A 23,020-nucleotide genomic window follows, 5' to 3' on the forward strand; every position below is an offset into this window, starting at 1 on the left:
ATATAACTTTAACACTTTGCTTTAGTCGTTCATCGATATTAATTTATTTATCATATTAACTGTATACAATAACTCCAAGCTATTAAATTAAGTACATTTAAAAGGTACAAACATGAAAAAACAGCTCAGTTTATTGGCGCTTTTATGCAGCGCAACAGGTGCTTATGCAGATTCGGCACCAAAAAATATTATTTATATGATTGGCGATGGTATGGGCCCAGCTTATACAACTGCTTATCGCTACTTTAAAGACGATTCGAACACAAAAGCAATTGAAAGCACTGTATTCGATACTATTTTAACTGGCATGGCACACACCTACCCAGACGATCATACTTATGTTACCGACAGCGCAGCAAGCGCTACAGCGTTAAGCACCGGCCATAAAAGCTATAACGGTGCTATTGGCGTAGATACCAATAAAAAGCCCGTTAAAACGATGTTAGAAATTGCAAAAGAGCGCGGTATGACCACGGCACTTGTCGCTACTTTGCAAATTAACCACGCCACACCGGCAAGCTTTGCAGCTCATAATGAATCTCGCGGTAACTACGATGAAATTGCTAATGATTACATTGACAATAAAATTGCGGGCAAGCTACCCGTTGATTTAATGCTAGGTGGAGGGACTAAATATTTTATTCGTGAGGACCGTAACTTAATTGAAGAATTTAAAGCCGCTGGTTATCAATACTCCGACGACATTAATAACCTAGGCCAAATTACGCAGCTCCCTGCCATTGGTTTATACGCCGAAAAAGGCCTTCCATACGCAATTGATGAGCACCCCAATCGCCTTGCACGATTAACCACTAAAACACTTGATTTATTAGATGGCCAAAACAAAGAAGGTTTTTTTGTGATGATTGAAGGCAGCCAAATTGATTGGTGTGGCCATGCTAACGATATAGCCTGTGCTATGGCAGAAATGGACGATTTTGCTAAATCGATCGAAAAAGCAAAAGCATACGTTGATAAAAACCAAGACACGATTTTAATTGTTACCGCAGATCACTCAACAGGTGGTTTAACACTTGGTGCCCACGGACAATACAAGTGGGATACCGAAATAGTTAAAGGCGTTAAAGCCTCGGCTGGTAAATTAACCTCGCTATTAATGGATGCCAGTGATTTAAAAACAGTTTGGTCGGCTAATACTAATATTGAGTTTAGTGCTGAGCACCAAATTAAACTTGAGCAAGCTAAAAAAATGGGTAAAAAGCCTTTAAATTTAGCCATTAAAAGTATTATTAACGATGCCAGCTTTACTGGCTGGACAACTGGTGGCCACACAGCAGTTGATGTACAAGTATTTGCCTATGGTAAAGGTAGCGAGCAATTTACGGGCTCACAAAACAATACTGACATTGCCGATAAGCTAATTGCATTTATAGAAAAATAACGTATTAGAAACAATGCACATATAACAAACAAAAAGCCCGAGCATCTAATATGTTCGGGCTTTTTATTTTTAAATTTTATATTTGAGTAATTTAAGCGTAAATGTCTACACCAATTAAATCTTGCACTTCAGCACGTCGTTCTAAATTTGCAAATTCGGTATAAGTGGAAATAGCCTTGCTTACTTGTGCTGAGGGTTGGTCGTAAATAGTTTGATTATATTGTGTATTTGCGGCGTTCGCTTTAAAAAATTGATTGGCTAACTCTACGCCTTCACGACTGTTTTTAACATAATCGGTATTCGTTTTTGGCGCAGCAGTGTGCTCTAACAAACCTTGTGGTTTATTAGTAACTACTTTAGCAGAGCTAACTCTACCCGGAATATCTCCGGTAAAAAAACCTGAACCAATAGGCAGCGTCATTACGCGTCTCCAATCTTAATCTATTTGAAATTATGATTTAAAAACAACCAATTTGCAAATGCTCGTTATTTAATTTTCACTCTCGACCTGGAAGCTTTTTCCAAGTAACAGTATCGCGTACATATTTAGGCTGTGCATCGCTTGCTTTTACAACGTTACCCGCTAAAAAGCCTGCCTCTACAAATGCTAGCATATAGCGTGCATCAGGCAGTGTGATCTCGCTATTAATAGTTACGTTATTAAAATCATTCAACGCATCAGGGTATGTTTTAAACCCTGTACCTACAGCAACCGATTGTGGTGCACTATTGGCTATATAATCTTGATTTAACAACTCAGGTTTAATTACGCATTCTTGATTAACTAATTGCATTAAGCCGTTTTGTACTTGGTAATGCGCAAAGTAAATCTCTCCCATGCGGGCGTCAATACTGGGATAAACACTTTCATGGCCGTGTTGCTCAAACGCTTGTTGCGCCATAATAGCTAACGTAGATACCCCTACAAGTGGCAATTTAGTTGAATATGCAAGGCCTTGTGCAATAGCTACACTAATACGTACTCCCGTAAAACTACCTGGACCTTGACCAAAGCCAATTACGTCTAAGTCTTTTAATTTACAGTTTGCGCTGGTTAATAGCTGATCTATTAATGGCAGTATTTTTTGACTATGCTGCTGCGGGCATTCTTCAAAATGATGAAATGTTTGCCCCTTAAAATGTAAAACAATTGATAGCGCTTCGGTAGACGCATCAAGGGCAAGAATATTACTTTTGATCATTTTATTACTCTAATTAATTTGTTGTAAAAATTTATTGGCATCTTCTAAGCTTCGCGTGCGGCGCATTGGCGGTAAGCTCTTTAAAAATACTTGCCCGTACTGGCGTGTAACTAAGCGATTATCGCATATTACAAGTACGCCTTTGTCTTTACTGTCGCGTATTAACCGCCCTACTCCTTGCTTAAGCGCAATAACTGCTTGTGGTAATTGTATATGTGCAAAGGGGTCTTTTCCTTGCATTTGGCAGTCTTGCATTTTAGCTTGTAGTAAAGGGTCATCTGGTGCGGCAAATGGAAGCTTATCAATAATAACACAGCTTAGCGTACTGCCGCGTACATCAACCCCTTCCCAAAATGAAGCCGTCCCTAATAGCACTGCATTACCATGACGGGTAAACTTTTCTAAAATAATACGTTTCGACATTTGTCCTTGCATATAAACTGGGTAGTCTATTTGTGTAGTAAGCCCTTCGGCTACTAAATGCATCATACGGTAACTTGTAAAAAGCACAAAACAGCGTCCTTTAGCCGACTTAATCAGTTCCAGCGTTAATTTTACAATTGCGTGGGGCATATTGTCTGCGTGCGACTCAGGTAAATAACGCGGCAAACACAGCAGTGCTTGGTTTGGATAATCAAACGGGCTATCTACCATCATGCTTTGTTTGGGTGTTAGTCCAAGGCTGGCGTTAAAGTGGCTAAGCTGATTATCGACCGACAATGTAGCCGAGGTAAATACAAACCCTGCGCCTGTATCGGCCATCATTTTAGCAAATTTAACTGATACATTTAATGGCGTTATATTAATAGTTAAATAACGGCGGGTGGTTTCATACCAATAACTAAAACCTGTTTGTGTGGTATCGAATACCCGCTCCAACTGGCCTTTAAATGCCAGTGCACGTTCAAACGGGTGCTCTATTTTATCGCTTCTGTCTAAGCAAAGTTTTAATACCTGATAAACAAAGTCTAGGTCGCTAATAACCCGATGCAACGCGGCGCAAATTTGCTTATCGCTGAGCTTGGCGCGCCAATCACCACGGCTGCCATCAACGCCAAACTGCAGGCGTAAATCGGCAACACTGGTTTCGAGTTTATTTAAGCTTTTACCTAGCTGCAGCATGTCAGGGATTTCGGCTCGATAAATGGCGCGTAAATCGTTTATTAAATCCACCAGCTTTTTAGTGCTAACGCTTTCGCCAAAGTAATCACTAGCAATTTCGCTTAATTGGTGTGCTTCGTCAAATATATAAGCATCTGCTGTGGGCATCAGCTCTGCAAAACCACTGTCTTTTACCGCCATATCAGCAAAAAATAAATGATGGTTAATTACCACTATATCGGCATCAGCCGCATTTAAGCGTGCTTTTCTTATATAACAAGCTTGAAAGTCGGGGCATTCTTTGCCTAAACAGTTGTCTGCGGTGGAGTTTACATAAGGTAATACTTTTGCATCGTCTTCTATACCAATACAGTCGGCTAAGTCGCCTGACTGTGTTTCGCTGGCAAACTTAGCCACCATAGCTAATTGGTGCATTACATCAGAATCGTCGGTAGGTACATGAGCCACATGCTGATTAAGTCGATAAGTACATAAGTAGTTTGCTCGGCCTTTTAATAATGCCGTTTTTTTAGAAGCACTTAACGCTTTTACGAGTTGAGGTAAGTCGCGATGATATAACTGCTCTTGCAGGGCTTTAGAGCCCGTAGATATGATGGTTTTACCTTTTGATTTAAGCGCGGGGGCTAAGTAGGCAAAGGTTTTTCCTGTGCCCGTACCGGCTTCAACTACTAGTTGTGAGCTGTTTTTTAACGCATCAGCAACGGCAACGGCCATATCTATTTGTGGCTGTCGTGGTGTATACCCATCTAAAGATAACGCCAAAGGCCCGGTTGCACTAAACAGCTGTTTGATAATACCAATCACTTTACAATAAATAATAGCGCGATTTTACGTAAGCTAACCACCAAGGGCAAGTAATTACAAAGTAGTTTTACTTTTATGACGCTATTTATAAAATAAAATCTTCATTTTAATTATTCATCCTAAATTACCAAGACACGTTATTACTAACTTAGCTTTAAAGTTATGACAACACTATTAACAATGGCTCATTTACTATTAACCAGTTGCGATAGTAAAGTTAAATTAAACGCCTAATTCGCCTATAAATATTGTGACACTATAATATGACAGGAGTACCATAGCAGCCTTGAAACTCGCTTTTTGTGTGTCGCTTATAATTAATTAAGGTTAATCGATGAATGCTTGGTACCTCATTTGCTTTCTTTCTGCACTTGCTATTTTTATTGCATTTGCAAATCAATATATTCTTAAAATGCAAACCACTATTGCCATTACCACAGGCTCGGTTGTCATTTCATTATTATTGATCATTGCCGTTAAGCTTTTGGGCGATCAAAACGCGTTAGCTATGACCCAAATTGTCTCGAGTATTAACTTTAATGAGTTACTTCTTAAAGGCATGCTAGGCTTTTTGTTGTTTGCCGGCGCACTGGAAATTAACCTGCAAGCTCTTAAAAAACAACGCTGGGAAATAACCGTTTTAGTCTTGTTTTCTACCTTGGTTTCTACTTTTATAGTTGGCTATTTAAGTTTTTACTTATTTGCTGCCTTTGGCTGGCCAGTGCCTTTTATATACTGTTTATTATTTGGTGCATTAATCAGCCCCACCGACCCAATTGCAGTACTGGCTATCATTAAGCAAATGCGTGCACCAGAGGGTATTTCGGTACAAGTTGAGGGCGAATCGCTTTTTAACGATGGGATTGGTTTAGTTATATTTACCACTATTTTTTCAGTAGCCTTTTATGGTACCGATGCAAACTTTAAAGACGTAGCCGAGCTGTTTTTTGTTGATGCCCTTGGTGGTATAGCGTTTGGCTTGGCTATTGCACTGGTTGGCCACTTTTTAATTATTAATAGTCGCGACGTAAATATTCGCTTACTGATCACCCTTACTATCCCAAGCGCAGGATTTGCAGCGGCTAATTTATGGGAAATATCGGGCGCGCTTGCTATGGTAACCAGCGGTATTTTGTTAGGTAATATTACTCGCTCTAAAGCCACTGAACGCACCGGGCCCGATGATACCCGTTATGTAAAAGACTTTTGGCATGCCACTGACAGCTTTTTAAATGCGCTACTGTTTTTAATTATTGGCATGCTCATAGTGACCATGCCCATTACGCTAAGTGAAATTGGCGTAGGCTTGCTGATGATACCTGCTGTGCTTATAGCCCGTTTTATTAGTGTAGGTGCCCCTTTTGTATTGTTTAAACAATTTAGAAGTTACGACAAGCATAGCGTTAAAATATTAACTTGGGGCGGATTAAGAGGTGGCTTAGCATTAGCCATGGCAGCGGCCATACCCCGTGAAGAAGTTTTTATTGGCGGCTCTGATTTACATAACCTAATTGTAATTGTGACCTATGTAGTGGTGATTTTTTCAATTATTATTCAAGGTTTAACTATTTCACCACTTATTCACAGCAGTATTGCATCTGCAGAGCAAACTAAAAAAACGGCTAATTAAGCTATTACTTTGCTGCGGTTAACTGGTTATATACATGATCAAATAGCGCCTACTTTGGGGCGTATTTGATCTGTTTTGTAGCTGCGCTTAATAACGCAGCTTAACAACTTATGCCCATGTATCTAGGTGCGGCGTACCGTCTTCATCTTTTTTAATACCCGAGTTATCGGTGTTTTCGTTGATAAGTGAAAGCTTTTGTTTCTTTTCTAACTCTCGTTTTTTACGCTCATCTAATGCGACTTTGTCAGTACTCGCACCTTGTTTTACGCCCGCAATATAAAAAGCCCCTTTAGGCTCGAGCGCTAAACGCGTAATTGGCCCTAAGTAGGGGATCATAATATCCATACATCCTCCTTCAATACCAAAATCAATTTATGGTATGAGCTTTTAAAGCTTAAGTTAATATACATTAATCCTAGTTTATATCGGCGGTTATAACATATTCTTTAATTATGCAAAAAAAGGCTTGCCATATTATGCTGCTTTATGTTTTTATAATACGCACAAATCGAGATACATAACAACACACGTTAACTATATAAACGTTTGTTAAATAGGACAATAAAATGCGCTTAAACCTGACATCAGTACATCACCACCATTCATCGGAATAACCTGTCAGGTCTTTCGCTGAGAGGTTATTCCTAAAAGGAACCTCTGGCGAGTCATAAAAAATTGATTCATTTTCGCCCTGAGGTTCCGCCTCGGGGTTTTTAGTTTTTAAATTAAAGGAAAATGAATAATGAACAACAGTAATCGTCTACGTATCGCCATCCAAAAGGGCGGCCGCCTTTCAAAAGATTGCCAAGAGCTACTTAAACAGCTAGGTATCAAACTTAACCTTCGTGAACAACGCTTAATTGCACACTCAACTAATATGCCAATTGATGTATTACGTGTGCGCGATGACGATATTCCGGGCTTAGTAATGGAAGGCGTATGTGATTTAGGTATAGTGGGTGAAAACGTACTAGTAGAAGTGCAAGCTGAGCGTTTACGCCAAGGTATCCCAAGCGAAGTAACTAAACTGTCTAAACTAGACTTTGGCTACTGCCGCCTAGCACTAGCGTGGCCACAAGAGCTTGGTAAGCAAGACAAGAGCTGGTTTGAAGGCAAGCGCATTGCTACAACCTACCCTGAAATTTTAAAACAGTACTTAAAACGCGAAGGCATTAACGCGAGCACGGTTATGCTTACCGGCTCGGTTGAAGTAGCGCCACGTGCAGGCCTTGCTGATGCAATTTGTGACTTGGTTTCTACTGGCGCAACGCTTGAAGCGAATGGATTAATGCAAGGCGATACTATTTTAGAATCAAACGCTTGTTTAATTCAAAATAAAGACCTACAAGATACCGATAAATTAGCACTTATTAATAAGCTTATGCCGCGCCTACGTGGTGTTAGACAAGCTAAAGAAAGCAAATACATCATGCTACACGCGCCAAAAAATAAGCTTGAAGAAATTTGCGAAATTTTGCCTGGCTCTGGTCAACCTACCCTACTTGCCCTTGCCGGTAGTGATGATTATGTAGCACTGCACATGGTAAGCAGCGAAACTTTATTTTGGGAAACCATGGAGCAGCTAAAAGCCTTAGGTGCTAACTCAATTTTAGTTATGCCTATTGAAAAAATGATGGAGTAAGTAACATGCTTCGTTGGAATGAGGAATCTTCACAAGCACAAGCAGCGGCGCTAACACGCCCTGCGGTTTCGGCCAGCGCTAAGGTTGAAGCTATATGTAAAACTATTTTAGCTAAAGTAAAAGAGCAAGGCGACGAGGCTTTGCTAGACATGGCTAAAGAGTTTGATAATAGAGCGAATCCACGTTTACGTGTGCCGCTTGATGAAATAAACGCATCTGAGCAGGCGCTCAGTGCAGAGCTTAAGTATGCCATTGATACCGCTTATGCAAATGTAAAATGTTTTCATGAAGCGCAATTACCTAAAGATATTAAATTATCGACCCAACCGGGCGTTGTGTGTGAACTGAAATATCAAGCCATCGAAGCTGTTGGTATATATGTACCCGGTGGCAGTGCACCGCTGCCATCATCGGTTATTATGCAAGGTGTATTAGCCCAATTAAGCGGTGCAAAAACCGTTGTACTTGCTACCCCCGTACAAGGCGATAAAGCCATTAACCCCGCTATTTTATACGCAGCAAAATTATGCGGCATTACCACGCTAATAGAAAGTGGTGGCGCAGGCGCAATTGCAGCAATGGCTTATGGCACAGAGTCAGTGCCTAAAGTGAATAAAATTTTTGGCCCAGGTAATAGCTTTGTCACTATGGCTAAGCAACTTGTGGCGCAAACTGTACCTGGCATGGCCATTGATATGCCTGCAGGCCCATCTGAAGTATTAGTTATTGCAGATGAACGTGCAAACCCAGAATTTATAGCCGCCGATTTACTCTCACAAGCAGAGCACGGTGCTGACTCACAAGTTATTTTATTATGTAACAGCGAAAGTATTATAGAGCAAACTCAGCAGGCGCTTACTCGCCAACTTGCTAAATTAAGCCGCAAAGAAACCGCCGAGCAAGCCTTGGCTAACTCGTCACTTATTTTAGTTGACTCAGTCGCACAAGCGTTTGACGTATCAGCGCAGTACGGCCCTGAGCACTTAATTTTGCAACTAGCAGACTCCACACCCTACCTAGATAAAGTTAAAAATGCGGGCTCAGTATTTGTGGGCGATTATACACCTGAATCGGCAGGCGATTATGCATCAGGTACTAATCACGTATTGCCAACCTATGGTTATAGCGCAAGCTATTCTAGCTTGAACTTACTTGATTTTTTTCGCACCTACACAGTGCAAACAATTACTAAAAGTGGTTTAACCCAGCTGTCAAAAGCTATTTTACCCCTTGCAAATGCTGAGGGCCTTGATGCTCACGCAAATGCGGTTTCAATTCGCTTAGAGGCAATTAAAAATGAGCAATGAGAGCACGCAAGCTAATAACTTATTACCAGCAAATATTGCAGCGCTTGCTGCTTACAGCTCAGCTAAAAGTGAAAAGTTAAGCGGCACAACTTGGTTAAATGCCAACGAAAGTCCGTATGCTAAAACCATCCAGCTGAGTGTTGAAGATTTAAACCGCTATCCAGATCCACAACCACAACTGGTTATTGATCGCTACGCGGCGTATGCAGAGCTTGAAAGCGAAAACGTGCTAATGACCCGTGGTGCCGACGAAGGCATAGAGCTTTTAGTGCGAACATACTGCGAAAGCGCAAAAGACAGCATTACGCTATTTTTGCCAACTTACGGCATGTATAAAGTCACTGCCGATACACACAATGTCGCCATTAACGCACTAACACAAGCGCAATTATTAAATGGCAGTGTTGATGAAATAGTAGATGCGGTTGGCAGCTCAAAATTGGTATTTATTTGTAACCCAAATAACCCCACAGGCAGCTTAACCCCACTTGATAAAGTGACCGCAATTGCAACAGCACTAACGGGTAAAGCATTGGTTATTGTTGATGAAGCCTATATAGAATTTTGCCCAGAGCAAAGCGCTACAAAATTAATAAACCAATTTAGTAATGTAGTGGTGCTACGTACCCTTTCAAAAGCATTTGCACTGGCAGGCCTTAGAACCGGTTTTACGCTTGCACAAGCAGCAACTCTTGCGCCAATTCGTAAAGTAATAGCGCCGTATCCGGTATCTGGCGTAGTAGCAAGTATTGCAGCGCAAGCAATTGCTCCCGATGCAATTACCTCAATGCGCCGCCAAGTGATTATTTTAAACGCTTTAAAAGCTAAACTTGTACAGTGGCTAAGTGAATCGCCTGCTGTATTAAAAATTCTCACTGGTGAAGGTAACTTTGTTACTTTAAAGTTAGCCGATAAAAACTATTTTAAAATCGCACTTGAGCAAGGTTTGGTTATGCGCGCTTTTACCTTATATGGTGAAAGCGACTGGCTACGCATTTCAATTGGTAGCGAACAAGAACTTAAACAAGTAAAAATTTGGCTTGATGGCCTAGCATTGCCAACAGCCTCAGCAATTTCAGCACAACAGGAAGTATCATGAGTAACCCCTATTTATTTATTGACCGCGACGGCACCATAATTGAAGAGCCAATTACCGATAAACAGGTAGACAGCCTTGAAAAGCTGGCGTTTTTACCCGGTGTAATGCCCGCATTATTACAATTACAAGCAGCAGGCTATCGCTTAGTAATGGTATCTAACCAAGATGGTTTAGGCACCGACAGCTTTCCTACACAGGATTTTGATCTAGCCCAAAACAAAATGATGGACATACTACAAAGCCAAGGCATTAACTTTGACGAGGTATTAATTTGTCCACACTTTGACGAGCAAAACTGCGATTGCCGTAAACCTAAAACAGGTTTACTTACCGAGCTAATGCGTTCTGGCAAAGTAGATTTAGCGCGCTCTTTTGTAATTGGCGACCGTGAAACTGATATAGGCCTGGCGCAAAATTTATGTTGCGAAGGTATTTTGTACGATGGCGATTGGAGTGCAATAGTTACTAAACTAACTACCGCAAACCGCGAGGGCCGCGTTACACGTAATACCAAAGAAACTCAAATAGATGTAGCAATAAACTTAGATCAAACTAAAAACGGCAGTATAGATACCGGCCTTGGCTTTTTTGATCATATGCTTGATCAAATTCGCACCCACGCGAATATTGGTTTAAACATTAAAGCCAAAGGCGATTTGCACATAGACGAGCACCACCTTGTTGAAGACATAGGTATTGCTCTAGGTGTTGCACTTAAACAAGCCTTAGGCACTAAATCGCAAATTGCTCGCTATGGTTTTGCCCTACCAATGGATGAATGTAAAGCCGAAGCACAAATTGATTTATCGGGGCGTGCTTCGTTTGTACTTAACGCTAATTTTAGCCGCGAAAAAGCAGGCGATTTAGATGTACAAATGGTTGAGCATTTTTTCAAAAGCTTAAGCGATAACGCCGCAATTAGCCTAATTTTATCGGTAAGTGACGGTAACTGCCATCATCAAGTAGAGGGTTTATTTAAAGCTTTTTCTCGCGCACTGCGCATGGCAATAGCGCAAGATATTAGCCAGCAAACTGCTAGCTCTAAAGGGTGTTTATGATTGCGATAATAAATACCGGGTGCGCTAATATAAACTCAGTGCGTTTTGCCTTTGAACGTTTAGGACAAACGCCAACTGTAATTACCTCTCCAGAGCAGTTAGCGGGTTTTGAGCGCGCTATATTACCCGGTGTTGGCCATGCTTCGGTTGCCATGAAACGCTTAGTAGATAACGGTTGGCAACACGCTATAAACGAATACCAGCGCCCGCTAATGGGTATTTGCTTAGGTATGCAGTTACTGTGCGAAAGCACCGAAGAAGGTAACGTGCAGTGCTTAGGTAAAATACCTGGGCATGTAACAGCGCTTGATGTAGGTCAACTTACGTCACCGCATATGGGCTGGAACAATTTAACCATAAATAAAGAGCATGCCTTAACAAAAGGACTAACACCCGACGAGCAAGTGTACTTTGTACACAGCTTTGCGCACACGGTAAACAACGCCACATTAGTAAGTGGCGAGTACGGACAACGTTTTTCGGCCATAGTGGCTAAAGATAACTATGCCGGCATGCAGTTTCACCCAGAGCGCAGCGCTAAAATAGGCGCGCGTTTATTACAAAATTTTGTTGATTGGCAGTTGTAGGCTGCCCCTCATCTATTAATAAAGAGACACACTGTGATTATTCCAGCATTAGACGTATTACAAAATCAAATTGTGCGCTTATACCAAGGCAAATACGAGACTGTACAGTTTTACCCATTCGAGTTAGGCGCGCGTTTAAAAGAATACGCCGACAGCGGCGCAGGTAAACTTCACTTAGTTGATTTAGAAGGTGCCCGCGATCCAAGTAAAAAACAGTGGCAACACATTCAAGCGGCTACAAAAGCACTTAATGTGCCGTATCAAGTTGGCGGTGGCATTCGCTGTGAGCAAGATGTAAGTGATTGGTTAAAAGCCGGCGCAAACCAAGTGGTTATTGGCTCAATGGCGGTTGAAAAACGCGAACAAGTTAAAGCCTGGATTGAGCAGTTTGGCGCAGAGCACTTTGTTATTGCCCTTGATGTAAATAAAACAGCCACTGGCTGGGCTCCGGCAACCCATGGTTGGCTAACTGAATCTGAGTTTGGTTTACTTGAGCTAGTAGATTTTTATGCTAACTTAGGTGTTATTGATTTTTTATGCACGGACATCAGTAAGGATGGCACCATGACCGGTCCATCGTTCGCGCTGTACGAGGATTTAATTAAGCATAACTCAACTATTAAAGTACAAGCATCTGGTGGCGTAAGCTCACTTGATGACATTAAAAAGCTCAAAGAGTTGGGTATTGGCGGTATTATTTTAGGTAAATCACTGCTCGATGGCGCCTTTAGTGTGGAAGAAGCACTAGCAGTAACACGCTAAGAACCTAATATATATACAAAAAAGCACAGTACCTATACTGTGCTTTTATTCATTAACTTAATTATTAAGCAACACCTCAGGTAAAGCCCTTAACCTAGCCTCATCCAGTACTTAAAGTAGCCCTAGCAATATAGTAAGCTCTTTCAAACTCGCAATTTTGCAACATAATATACTTACCTGTATCACTGAGTTACACAATCGCACAAACAAAAACATTAACGCACAGATATATTAACGCATTGAATTTACAATGATATTCTTAATAATATGCGCTAAAGTATACTCTTTGTATAACAAATATTAAGTTAACATTATAATAACAATTATAATTGCAGTATTTGGCTTTATAGCGTTTACTTCTAATAACAGCATAACAATACAGAATTACACTCAATCGATTTGGTATAATTATTCATAAGTCGTTGGGAAAGTTAATAAAAGCAATGGTGACACTCCTTATAAGTAATAAGGTTATCAAGCTTATTAATAGTTACACAGTTTGTTGTAGGTTTACCGGTTTATATAGTTTAAGCGTACCTGATTTTTATAAAAGGCATAAAATATGAATATAAAACACGTAGTAAAAAATCGATATACGCTATGCATTGCATTAGCAGTACTACTGTCGGGCTGCTCTGAGCCTGAGGTCGATACAAAAATTGAAAAGGCCCCAAAGCCTGTTAAATTAATTACCATTAAAGATACTGCGCACTCAAACATTCTTACTTATCCTGCTACTGTCGATGCGATAAAAAGCGCAAAGTTGGCATTTCAAGTTGGCGGTAAAATAGACAAACTCAATGTTATTGCAGCGCAATCCGTATTAAAAGGTGACGAACTGGCATCGTTAGAAAAGCGTAACTTTATTAACGAAGTAAACTCTACAAAAATACAGTATGAAACAGCTAATAATGACTTTAATCGCGGAATTAAGCTCTCTAAAGATGGCGTAATTTCGGCTAGAGATATAGAGCAGCTAAAATCGAAAAAAGAAGTTGCTCAATCTCGCTATGACTCAGCAAAAAAAGCACTGACAGACAGTACTTTAGTTGCCCCTTATGATGCAATTGTAGCCGCTGTACCAGTAGAGGCGCTTGAGAATGTAAATGCAGGCCAGCATATAGTTACTTTATTTGGTAAAGGCGAAATGGAAGTGGTTGTTAATATTCCATCTTCTATTGTTGCCACCGTTGACTCGCGTACAGGCAGCCGTGCCTTTGTACTTTTAGAATCAGCTGCTAATACTCCTATTCCTGCTACATTTCGTCGCGCTAATTTAGAAGCTGATACGTCTAGCCAAACTTATGAAGTTAGGTTTTCATTTGCTGTACCGCAAAACCTAAATATTTTACCCGGCATGAATGCCAGTTTACGTATCGAATTTGATAATAAGTCGACTACAAATGAAATTACTCTGCCTACATTTGCTATTTTTGAAGAAAATGGCCAGCACTATGTATGGACAGTAAGTGAATCTATGATCGTGAGTAAAACGGTTGTCACCTTAGTAAACGGTATTGGTGAAGAACTAGTTGTTACCAGTGGTATAAAAGCCGGCGATGTAATTGTTGGTGCCGGTGCAAATTATGTAACCGATGGTATGAAAGTACGCGCTTGGACTAAGTCATAGGAGCTTGAGTAATGGATTTAGCAAAGTGGACTATTAATAACAAACTAATTAGTACCATAATTATTATACTGACGTTAGGCTTTGGCTTCTCTTCATATAAAAACATGGCACGATTTGAAGACCCTGAATTTATAATTCGTACCGCACAAGTGTTTGTTCCTTACTCTGGTGCGAGCCCTTTAGAGGTAGCCCGAGAAGTAACTGAGCCTTTAGAACGTGCTATTCAAGAATTGCAGGAAATTGATACCATATCGTCTACCTCTTCATCGGGTATGTCTGAGATAAAAGTTGAGATTAAATCGGAGTTTTCGCCGACAAAGTCTGAGCTACAGATTATATGGACCAAACTAAGAAATAAAATTAATGATGCTCGCCCTTCCCTTCCACCAGGTACAGGTACGCCACAAATATTTGACGATTTTGGTGATGTATATGGTTTAAGCTATTTAATTACAGCCGAGGGTTACTCTCCTGATGAGCTGCATGCCTACGCTAAAAACCTACAAAGTGATATTTTACAGGTTAAAGGCGTTGCTAAAGTAGCTATGACCGGTGTTCAGCAAGAAGGTATTTTTGTTGAAATAGCCCGTGAAGATTTGGCCACTTTAGGTAGCTCAATCAGTAATATTTATTCAATTTTAGATAAGCAAAATACAGTAATAAGTGCCGGTAATACGCAAATTGGTGATCAACGTATTTTTATAGATCCCACAGGCTCTATTAATTCTATTGAAACAATACAAAACCTATTAGTGAGCGCCACCAATGACGGTAAAGCTATATATTTAAAAGATATTGCTAATGTATATCGTGGTTTTCAAAGCCCAGCAACTAAACTTGTACGTTACAACGGGCAACCGGCAATTTCTTTAGGGGTTGCCAGTGTGCTTGGTACTAACGTTGTTAAAGTGTTTGAGCGCGTAGATGAGCGCGTTAAACAAGCTGAAAACGTGAGACCCATTGGTATAACAGTGCATGAATATTATCATCAAGGTAAGGTTGTTCAGGCATCGGTAGATAACTTTGTAGTAAATGTAATTGTTGCATTAATTATTGTTGTTGTTACTTTACTTGTATTTATGGGGCTGCGCTCTGGGCTTGTTATTGGCGCAGTATTACTACTGACTATTTTTGCCACGCTAGCAACCATGGACTTTAGCGGCATACCCATGCACCGAATTTCACTTGGGGCATTAATTATTGCTTTAGGGATGATGGTTGATAATGCCATTGTTGTCACCGAGGGAATACTGGTGGGTACCAAACAAGGACGCAAAAAGCTAGAAATTGCATCTGAAGTTGTAAAGCAAACAAGGTGGCCCTTATTAGGCGGCACTTTGGTAGGTATTGTAGCCTTTGCACCTATAGGTTTAGCACCGGGTGATACTGCCGAATTTACTGGGCATTTATTTTGGGTTATTTTAATTTCTTTACTTTACAGTTGGTTATTTGCAATTACCCTAACGCCACTATTTTGTTTTTGCTTGTTTAAAGAACAAGATAAAGACACCTCTACAACAGCTAAGCCTAATATGATTATGGCGGCTTATCAATCCATTGTTGTTAGCTCGCTTAATCATCGCTGGTTAACAGTTGCTGTAGTGATATTTACTTTTAGTGCATCAATGTGGGGATTTCAGTTTGTAAAATCTGGGTTTTTCCCAGCCTCTACAACACCACAAATGGTAGTAGATTTTTGGTTACCGCAAGGAACTGATATCGAAAAAACCAAAAAAGATATGATCAAGCTTGAATCCTTTATTCAACAACAAGAGAGTATTGAGGGCGTACAAACCTTAATTGGTGGTGGCGGTTTACGATTTATGCTTATTTATGGAGCAGAATCACCAAACAGTTCTTACGGCCAAATATTAGCTAAAGTAGATGACTATAAAGTGCTTGATACTATGATCCCTAAAGTACAAGCGTATATAGATGACACCTTCCCAGAAGCGCAAGGCAAAGTATGGCGCTTTGTAATGGGACCCGGAGGTGGCTCTAAAATTGAGGCAACATTTAAAGGGCCAGAACCCGCAGTAATTCGTGAATTAGCCGATAAAGCGAAAGCAATCATGATTGATGACGGCGGTGCACTCTCAATTAAAGATACTTGGCGCCAGCAAGTTAGGGTTATTGAACCGCAATACTCGCCAATTAATGCCCAGCGTGCAGGTGTAACACGCAAAGCAATTGCTGAAGCGTTACAACAAAACTTTTCTGGTAAAACGGTTGGCCAATATAGAGAAGGTGAAGAGTTAATTCCTATTATTGTTAGAGCTCCCCTAAAAGAGCGCTCGAATGTTAATGACATAGGCAACATTCAAATTCCTAGCCAAATCACAGGTAAAACAATCCCATTAGAGCAAGTTACTAATGGATTTAAAACCGTATGGCGTGATGGTATTTTAAAGCGCGAAGATAGAATGTGGACAATTAAGGCTCAAGCCGATCCACTTCCTGGGCAGCTTGCATCTGAATTATTTAATCGAGTAAGGCCACAAATAGAAGCGATTGACTTACCTGCCGGTTACACATTGGAATGGGATGGTGAGTATGGGCAATCAAAAGAGTCAAATGAAATGCTTGCATCAACACTACCACTTGGCCTTTTAGCTATGGTGCTAATTGTAGTGGTGTTATTCAATGCTTTAAAACAACCTATTATTATTTGGCTTGTGGTACCGCTGGCTCTTATAGGCGTGGTATTTGGCTTAGTAACAACACAAACTCCACTTGAGTTTATGGGGATATTAGGATTGCTCTCTTTATCTGGTCTACTCATTAAAAATGCCATTGTATTGGTTGATCAAATGGATATGGAAATTAAGCAAGGTAAACCACGTTATGATGCCATTGTCGATTCGGCTAATAGCCGAGTAAGACCAGTAATGATGGGAACACTAACAACAGTACTTGGGGTAATACCGCTTTATTTTGATGCGTTTTTCCAATCAATGGCGGTTGTATTAGTATTTGGCCTACTCTTTGCTACATTACTAACCTTAATTGTTATACCTGTGCTTTACGCTATTTTTATGGGCGTTAAAAAAGATGAACGCACACCAGTTAGTGCCTAAGGTAATAAACTAAATATTGCAAAGTAAATAAAATATACGGCCAGCTAATGTAAAATATTATCTGGCCGCATGCTTTTTTATACCCAACCCACAACATAAAATATCGCTCTATGCTGTTGATAAATAACTAGTTTCATAACTTTAATAAAGTGCCCATCGGCGTGCTTGTTAACACTGTTGGCGGCGATGGTACAGGTAAATAAAACCCTTGCGACATTAAAGTAGCCAATTTAAACGCGTATTTGATATGAATGTGTTTACCATGTGCCGACTTTGTCAATTAGTGGCTCCTCACATGAAAAATAGCGATTATGGCAGCATAATTAATATCTCTTCTATGGCGAGCGTTAACAACTGCCTCGCTATTAGCACCATGGCCCACTCGCTGTAAGTACTGATGCACTTAAAAAGTGCTTACCTCTGAAGTATTAAAATAATGTTACTTCATACCTTTAATTATCAATACGTTAAAGCTAACACCATAGTTAATCTCACAAACTCATTTTATATCGCAACTTACTTAACATAACCAACTTGCTTAACTCTATTCCCCCGTTATAAAACCTCTAAAAGCCCTCATACTAACGGTACTAAAATAACCCAAAGTAATATTTTTCAGTTAAGCATTTAATGGTCAACACTATATTTGTATACTATACTTAAGTTATTCATAAATAGGCCCTTAGAGCTTATAATCAAGGTGAGGGACCGCATTGACTAATCATTTAACGCTGCATTTTGTAACGCCAGAAATGCTCAAAGCAGCGGTGATCACAGCCAAATATGACCCCATACTTGTTTTAGCGTCTGTATTTACAGCGGTATTTGCATCTTATATTTCATTTTTACTTTCTGCTCGTATTAAAGGCGCGCAACTTAAAAACGAAAAGCTTTTTTGGACCCTACTGTCATCTTGCTTTTTAGGTGCAGGTATTTGGGCAATGCATTTTGTTGGCATGTTAGCCTACCAACTCCCTATTCCTGTAAGATACAATATACCTATAACACTAGTTTCAATTTTACCCAGTATATTTGCTAGTTATTTTGTTATATCCCCTAATTTAGAGCGTTTTAAACACTTATGGTTTAGAAGTGTACTTATGGGCTTAGGTATTGGCAGTATGCATTACGTAGGTATGATAGCCATGATAATGCCAGCGCATATGGCTTATGAGCCCACTCTGTTTACGTTCTCTGTATTTATTGCCGTAGCACTTTCGGGCTTAGCTTTAAAAATAAATGAATTACGCCAAACAACGCAAAATAAACAAAAGCGGGTTAACTTCTTAGCAGCGCTGGTAATGGGCAGTGCTATTTCGGGTATGCATTATATTGGTATGCTCTCTATGTATGTATTTGAATCTAGCCATACAACCTACCTTGCAAATGACAACAGTGCACAACTTGCCCAAGTGATTATATTTGTAGTGCTAGTATTGAGCTTATTTTTAGTAGGCAGTATTGAATTACGCGCCAGAAGCTTGTTATCGGCAAAATTAAAAGCAGTACTAAATACAGTACAAGACGTAGTGATATGTTTTGATCGCCAAGGCATTATCGAATTTGCTAACCCTCCAACCACTAAAGTATTTGGTTTTGATCAACAAGCGTTAATTGGCAAAAACATTGCTATATTGCTGCCAAAAAAGCATGCAAAATTTTATCATTCATTTAATAAAGATCAATCCAACTTTGGAAAAAGCCAATTATTACAGGGATGCAAAAATTGTGGGCAAGAGTTTCCTATAACAATCGCAATCAACCCTATAAGTGAGCTAACTAACGCCCCTTTAGTAGCTACTATTAAAGATTTAACCGATATTCAAAATCAAGAAGCCTTTACACAAACCATATTTGATACCCTACCTAACATTTTGTTTATTAAAGAAGCTAAGCATCTAAGTTATAGCCATGTAAATAAATCAGCTGAAAAATTACTTGGCAAATCACAAGAGCAACTTATAGGATTAAATGACTTTGATATATTCCCAGCAGAGCAAGCAAAATTTTTTGCAAAAGCAGATCGCAAAGTATTGAACTCAAACAATTCGATAACAATTAACGAAGAGCCAGTTACCATAAATGGAGCAACTCGCTATTTACGTACTCACAAAGTGATTATAAAAGATAATATGGGTAAGGCTAAATTTTTACTTGGTATTGCTGAAGATATTACTGAGCTCAGAGAAGCTAGAATTGAGCTAGATAACTTGCATCATCGAATAGCATTAGCAGCAGATGCGGCTAATATTGGCATATGGGAATGGAATTTTAAAACCGATGTGCTTATTTGGGATGACTGGATGCACACACTTTATGGCATTAAAAAGGGTACTTTTTCTTGTAACTATGCTCAGTGGTCAAAAACAATTCATCCCGATGATTATGATGATGTTACCAATAGGCTGACCAAAGCAATAGCAACCAATGAAAAGTTTCATGCTGAGTTTAAAATTATACTGCCCTGTGGAGCAATACGTTATATAAACGCCGATGGGCGAGTATATGGTGATAGCATAGTCGGTATTAATTTTGATATTTCAAAGCGTATTATCGCTGAAAAAGAAGTACTAAAACTAGCTCAAACCGATTATTTAACCGGGCTTGCAAACCGCAACACCCTGACAAAGTTTGCTGAATGTGAGTTTAGAAAAGCTAAACAAGAAAACAGTAAAGTGGCATGCTTATATTTTGACTTAGATAAGCTTAAGCCAATAAACGATACTCACGGCCATATAGTTGGCGACTGTGTATTAACCGTAATAGCCGACCGCTTAAAAGATATAACCCGTAAAACTGACTGTATCGCCCGTATTGGCGGGGATGAATTCGTTGTTATAAGCACCAACATTGAAAGCCTAAACCAAATAGAAAAACAAATAACCAGATACTTAAGTGCGATTGAGTTACCTATTGTTTTGCAGCACAACGAACTCTTAGTTACAGTAAGCATTGGCTATGCTATATATCCCGACGAAGCAGCAGACTTAGATGAATTACTTAACAAAGCGGATAAAAGAATGTATGAACATAAAAGTAAAAAGCATGATCATGCTAATAACAGCCAACCACAAGTCAATTTAAGTTGAGCATTTAATTTTAACAATACATAACTTAAATGAACTGAACTGAAAAACTCAAATATTCCTACAGCTTCACTATGTATATCCTAAAAAGCGCTAAGTTAGCGGCTGCTTATTGCCCATTTGTTATAATTTAACACATTAATACAGCATGGAATTAGCATCCGTAAGTTCTCACTTTTTGTTATTTATACAATCCTCTGAATAGCTTTAAAAGTAATTAACTATAAGATATTTCGCCTATAAATAACGCTTAGATATATATATACTGTAGGTAATTATTAATATGACTTTTTGCTGACAATAATGTTTTTAGTGTTGTTGTTATTAATGCAAAATATTAACGAAAAGAATAGTAGCTATGACTTTCAAAAATAAACACACTACCTGCGAGACTTTCCCATGTTATCAAAACGCATAATTCCATGTCTCGACGTTAAAGACGGCCAAGTAGTCAAAGGCGTAAAATTTAAAGGCCATGAAGTAGTTGGTGATATTTTAACTATGGCAAAAGCTTACAGCGAGGCCGGTGCAGATGAACTTGTTTTTTACGAAATTAGTGCCAGTGTTGAGAAACGCTTACTCGATGTAAATTGGGTAGAGAGTATTGCCCGTCATATTGATATTCCTTTTTGTGTGGCTGGCGGAATTAAGTCGGTTGCCGATGCCGCTCGCGTACTTGAACGCGGCGCAGACAAAATCAGCATTAACAGCCCTGCTATTGCTCGCCCTGAGCTAATAAAAGAGCTGCACGATGAGTTTGGTAAGCAATGCGTAGTGGTCGGTATAGATAGCTTTTACGATGAAGTGACCGGTGAATACTTAGTGTACCAACTTACTGGCGATCCTAATGCGTCAAGCCGTACCCGTTATAAAACACAAGAATGGGTTAAACGCGTACAAGACTTAGGAGCAGGCGAAATAGTATTAAACTGTATGAACCAAGACGGCGTACGTAACGGTTATGATATTGAGCAATTAAGTAAAATACGCGAACTGTGTAATATTCCTCTTATCGCCTCAGGCGGTGCTGGATCTATGCAAGATTTTGTAGATGTGTTTAAACAAAGTGAAGTTGATGGCGCACTTGCAGCCAGTGTTTTTCATAAAAATGTGATTAACATTAGTGAACTAAAACAATTTTTAACTAATAACCAAGTGGCAGCAAGATTATGATATTAACACTCGACAACCAAACTCAAGTTGATTTCACTAAAAGTGAAATGATCCCTGCTATTATTCAAGATGCACGTTCTGGTGTTATTTTAATGCAAGGCTTCATGAACAGCGAAGCACTAAAGGTGACACTTGAAAGTAACAAGGTAACGTTTTACTCGCGCTCAAAATCGCGTTTGTGGACCAAAGGTGAGTCATCTCAAAACTATTTAAATGTCGTGTCAGTACACACCGATTGTGACAACGATTCTATTTTAGTACTTGCCAACCCAGAAGGCCCAACGTGCCACTTAGGCACACAAAGCTGTTTTGGCGATGATGCAAAACCAAGCCTAAGCTTTTTAGCGCAACTTGAAGATGTTATTGTAGCGCGTAAAAACGACGACCCAGCTAAAAGCTATACAGCGTCTTTGTTTGCAGAAGATTTAAGCCGTAGTTGTCAAAAAGTAGGCGAGGAAGGCGTAGAAGTTGCCCTTGCTGCAATGAAACACGATAACGATGAGCTAACAAACGAGTCTGCTGATTTAATTTATCACCTTACAGTGCTATTACAACGCCAAGGCTTAGCCCTTGAAGACGTAGTTAAATGCTTAATAGGTCGCCACAAGTAAGTTGTAACTTTAATACCAACAACTTTTATAAAAGCACGCTTAAATTATTTAGTGTGCTTTAGCACATAGCGCACTAAATTCATTAATTAAAAGGATAATATTGAATGAAGAAGTTAGCCTCTGTCGTATTTACTGGCTTGGTAATTTCAGGTTGTTCAAGCGTTGTTACTGAGCAAACAGCCGCTATAGATAAACTTACACCATGTAATAAAATTCAAACCTTACTTGGTGCATACGATACCCGTTTTGAATCGCTAAAAACAACCAAAGTAACCACAAAATTTATGGATAGCTGGAGTACTAACTATCATTTAGTGGGTAAGCAATGCCAAATTACTGCATTTGATCATGATAATGTTATTTACCGCTGTCAAAATAGTTACAAAGAGCAAGTAGCTGCTGTAACAGATCATCAAAAAGCAGTGGCTTTTACTCGCCAATGTTTGCTTGAAAGCAATTGGCATGAAAGCCAAAAAGAGTCAAAAAACTCGATTCGTACTACTTTCGTACTTGATGAAAACACCCCTGTTATTTCAATCTACACCGGTAAAACGTTATCTAGTTTAAAATCGTGGTCTACCTCATTAGAAATTGGCAAATCAGTAGCTACTAAACAATAATTTTTTATAGGGTTTTATGGGTTTTCAAACAAAAACTAGCAAGACTAAACTTAAAACCGATTGTATTGGAGTTTGCCAGCGGCGCAGTGGCCTATGTACTGGCTGCGGACGGACCAACGATGAAATTTTTGAGTGGATTATTTTATCTGAGGATGAAAAAAAGGTGATTTTAGCAACCCCACGAAAAGATTGTGAAAAATAGTAAATT

19 protein-coding genes and 1 pseudogene are annotated in these 23,020 nt (G+C 39.6%); 16 read left to right on the top strand and 4 right to left on the bottom strand.

The features are described 5' to 3' along the window. Positions 1–112: 112 nt before the first annotated feature. Complete coding sequence (locus H5079_RS04885) at positions 113–1,402, top strand: alkaline phosphatase (protein WP_182683589.1); 1,290 nt, start codon at positions 113–115, stop codon at positions 1,400–1,402. A gap of 91 nt (positions 1,403–1,493) precedes the next feature. Here H5079_RS04885 and H5079_RS04890 read toward each other — a convergent pair whose 3' ends face one another. The 3 genes from H5079_RS04890 to H5079_RS04900 all read right to left on the bottom strand — a co-directional run bounded on the left by H5079_RS04890 (position 1,494) and on the right by H5079_RS04900 (position 4,530). After that, entirely contained in the window at positions 1,494–1,823 is a 330-nt protein-coding gene (locus H5079_RS04890; protein ID WP_089369288.1) for a hypothetical protein, read from the bottom strand. A 76-nt stretch (positions 1,824–1,899) separates the two neighbouring features. Then, positions 1,900–2,604 carry a tRNA (adenosine(37)-N6)-threonylcarbamoyltransferase complex dimerization subunit type 1 TsaB gene (tsaB, locus tag H5079_RS04895; protein ID WP_182683590.1) on the bottom strand — a complete coding sequence of 235 codons (705 nt, stop codon included), beginning with the start codon at positions 2,602–2,604 and terminating at the stop codon, positions 1,900–1,902. Between the two features lie 9 nt (positions 2,605–2,613). Then, positions 2,614–4,530 carry an ATP-dependent DNA helicase gene (locus tag H5079_RS04900; protein WP_058375083.1) on the bottom strand — a complete coding sequence of 639 codons (1,917 nt, stop codon included), beginning with the start codon at positions 4,528–4,530 and terminating at the stop codon, positions 2,614–2,616. A gap of 334 nt (positions 4,531–4,864) precedes the next feature. Between H5079_RS04900 and H5079_RS04905 the strand changes: the two genes are divergently transcribed. Continuing rightward, positions 4,865–6,160 carry a sodium:proton antiporter gene (locus H5079_RS04905; RefSeq protein ID WP_011330120.1) on the top strand — a complete coding sequence of 432 codons (1,296 nt, stop codon included), beginning with the start codon at positions 4,865–4,867 and terminating at the stop codon, positions 6,158–6,160. 108 nt (positions 6,161–6,268) lie between these two features. Here the strand turns inward: H5079_RS04905 and H5079_RS04910 are convergent, their stop codons facing one another. Continuing rightward, positions 6,269–6,505: a hypothetical protein gene (locus H5079_RS04910; protein WP_011330119.1), complete on the bottom strand. Its 237-nt coding sequence runs from the start codon at positions 6,503–6,505 to the stop codon at positions 6,269–6,271. 397 nt (positions 6,506–6,902) lie between these two features. On the opposite strand from H5079_RS04910, the gene hisG reads away from it, so the two are divergent. The 14 genes and pseudogenes from hisG to H5079_RS04980 all read left to right on the top strand — a co-directional run bounded on the left by hisG (position 6,903) and on the right by H5079_RS04980 (position 23,014). Further along, the gene (hisG, locus tag H5079_RS04915) at positions 6,903–7,802 is read left to right on the top strand and encodes an ATP phosphoribosyltransferase (RefSeq protein ID WP_011330118.1); all 900 of its coding nucleotides are present in this window, start codon (positions 6,903–6,905) and stop codon (positions 7,800–7,802) included. A 5-nt stretch (positions 7,803–7,807) separates the two neighbouring features. Then, positions 7,808–9,109: a histidinol dehydrogenase gene (gene hisD, locus H5079_RS04920; RefSeq protein WP_182683591.1), complete on the top strand. Its 1,302-nt coding sequence runs from the start codon at positions 7,808–7,810 to the stop codon at positions 9,107–9,109. Further along, entirely contained in the window at positions 9,099–10,208 is a 1,110-nt protein-coding gene (gene hisC / locus H5079_RS04925; RefSeq protein ID WP_182683592.1) for a histidinol-phosphate transaminase, read from the top strand. Before hisD ends, hisC begins: the two co-directional genes overlap by 11 nt. Continuing rightward, the gene (hisB, locus tag H5079_RS04930; RefSeq protein ID WP_011330115.1) at positions 10,205–11,266 is read left to right on the top strand and encodes a bifunctional histidinol-phosphatase/imidazoleglycerol-phosphate dehydratase HisB; all 1,062 of its coding nucleotides are present in this window, start codon (positions 10,205–10,207) and stop codon (positions 11,264–11,266) included. Before hisC ends, hisB begins: the two co-directional genes overlap by 4 nt. Then, positions 11,263–11,853, top strand: coding sequence for an imidazole glycerol phosphate synthase subunit HisH (hisH, locus tag H5079_RS04935; RefSeq protein WP_041454940.1), 591 nt, complete (start codon positions 11,263–11,265; stop codon positions 11,851–11,853). Before hisB ends, hisH begins: the two co-directional genes overlap by 4 nt. Before the next feature lie 33 nt (positions 11,854–11,886). Then, a complete protein-coding gene (locus H5079_RS04940; protein ID WP_011330113.1) occupies positions 11,887–12,615 on the top strand; it encodes a 1-(5-phosphoribosyl)-5-[(5-phosphoribosylamino)methylideneamino] imidazole-4-carboxamide isomerase in 729 nt (242 codons plus the stop codon). Positions 12,616–13,177: 562 nt separating this feature from the next. Beyond that, complete coding sequence (locus tag H5079_RS04945; protein WP_182683593.1) at positions 13,178–14,245, top strand: efflux RND transporter periplasmic adaptor subunit; 1,068 nt, start codon at positions 13,178–13,180, stop codon at positions 14,243–14,245. A gap of 11 nt (positions 14,246–14,256) precedes the next feature. Next, positions 14,257–17,322 (top strand): efflux RND transporter permease subunit, encoded by a 3,066-nt coding sequence (locus H5079_RS04950; RefSeq protein ID WP_182683594.1) that lies wholly within the window; start codon positions 14,257–14,259, stop codon positions 17,320–17,322. A 235-nt stretch (positions 17,323–17,557) separates the two neighbouring features. Then, positions 17,558–17,713 (top strand): annotated as a pseudogene (locus H5079_RS18510) (SDR family NAD(P)-dependent oxidoreductase); the annotation flags it as partial. A 322-nt stretch (positions 17,714–18,035) separates the two neighbouring features. Beyond that, positions 18,036–20,411: a diguanylate cyclase domain-containing protein gene (locus H5079_RS04960; RefSeq protein WP_182683595.1), complete on the top strand. Its 2,376-nt coding sequence runs from the start codon at positions 18,036–18,038 to the stop codon at positions 20,409–20,411. Between the two features lie 396 nt (positions 20,412–20,807). Next, on the top strand, positions 20,808–21,581 hold the full coding sequence (gene hisF / locus H5079_RS04965) for an imidazole glycerol phosphate synthase subunit HisF (protein WP_182683596.1): 774 nt from the start codon (positions 20,808–20,810) through the stop codon (positions 21,579–21,581). Further along, positions 21,578–22,192: a bifunctional phosphoribosyl-AMP cyclohydrolase/phosphoribosyl-ATP diphosphatase HisIE gene (hisIE, locus tag H5079_RS04970; protein ID WP_011330106.1), complete on the top strand. Its 615-nt coding sequence runs from the start codon at positions 21,578–21,580 to the stop codon at positions 22,190–22,192. The genes hisF and hisIE overlap by 4 nt, the downstream gene beginning before the upstream one ends. Positions 22,193–22,296: 104 nt before the next feature. Continuing rightward, on the top strand, positions 22,297–22,812 hold the full coding sequence (locus H5079_RS04975) for a hypothetical protein (protein ID WP_182683597.1): 516 nt from the start codon (positions 22,297–22,299) through the stop codon (positions 22,810–22,812). Between the two features lie 16 nt (positions 22,813–22,828). Next, positions 22,829–23,014 (top strand): DUF1289 domain-containing protein, encoded by a 186-nt coding sequence (locus tag H5079_RS04980; protein WP_182683598.1) that lies wholly within the window; start codon positions 22,829–22,831, stop codon positions 23,012–23,014. Positions 23,015–23,020 lie beyond the last annotated feature (6 nt).

The organism is Pseudoalteromonas sp. SG44-5, assembly GCF_014164175.1.
Lineage (GTDB): Bacteria > Pseudomonadota > Gammaproteobacteria > Enterobacterales > Alteromonadaceae > Pseudoalteromonas > Pseudoalteromonas nigrifaciens.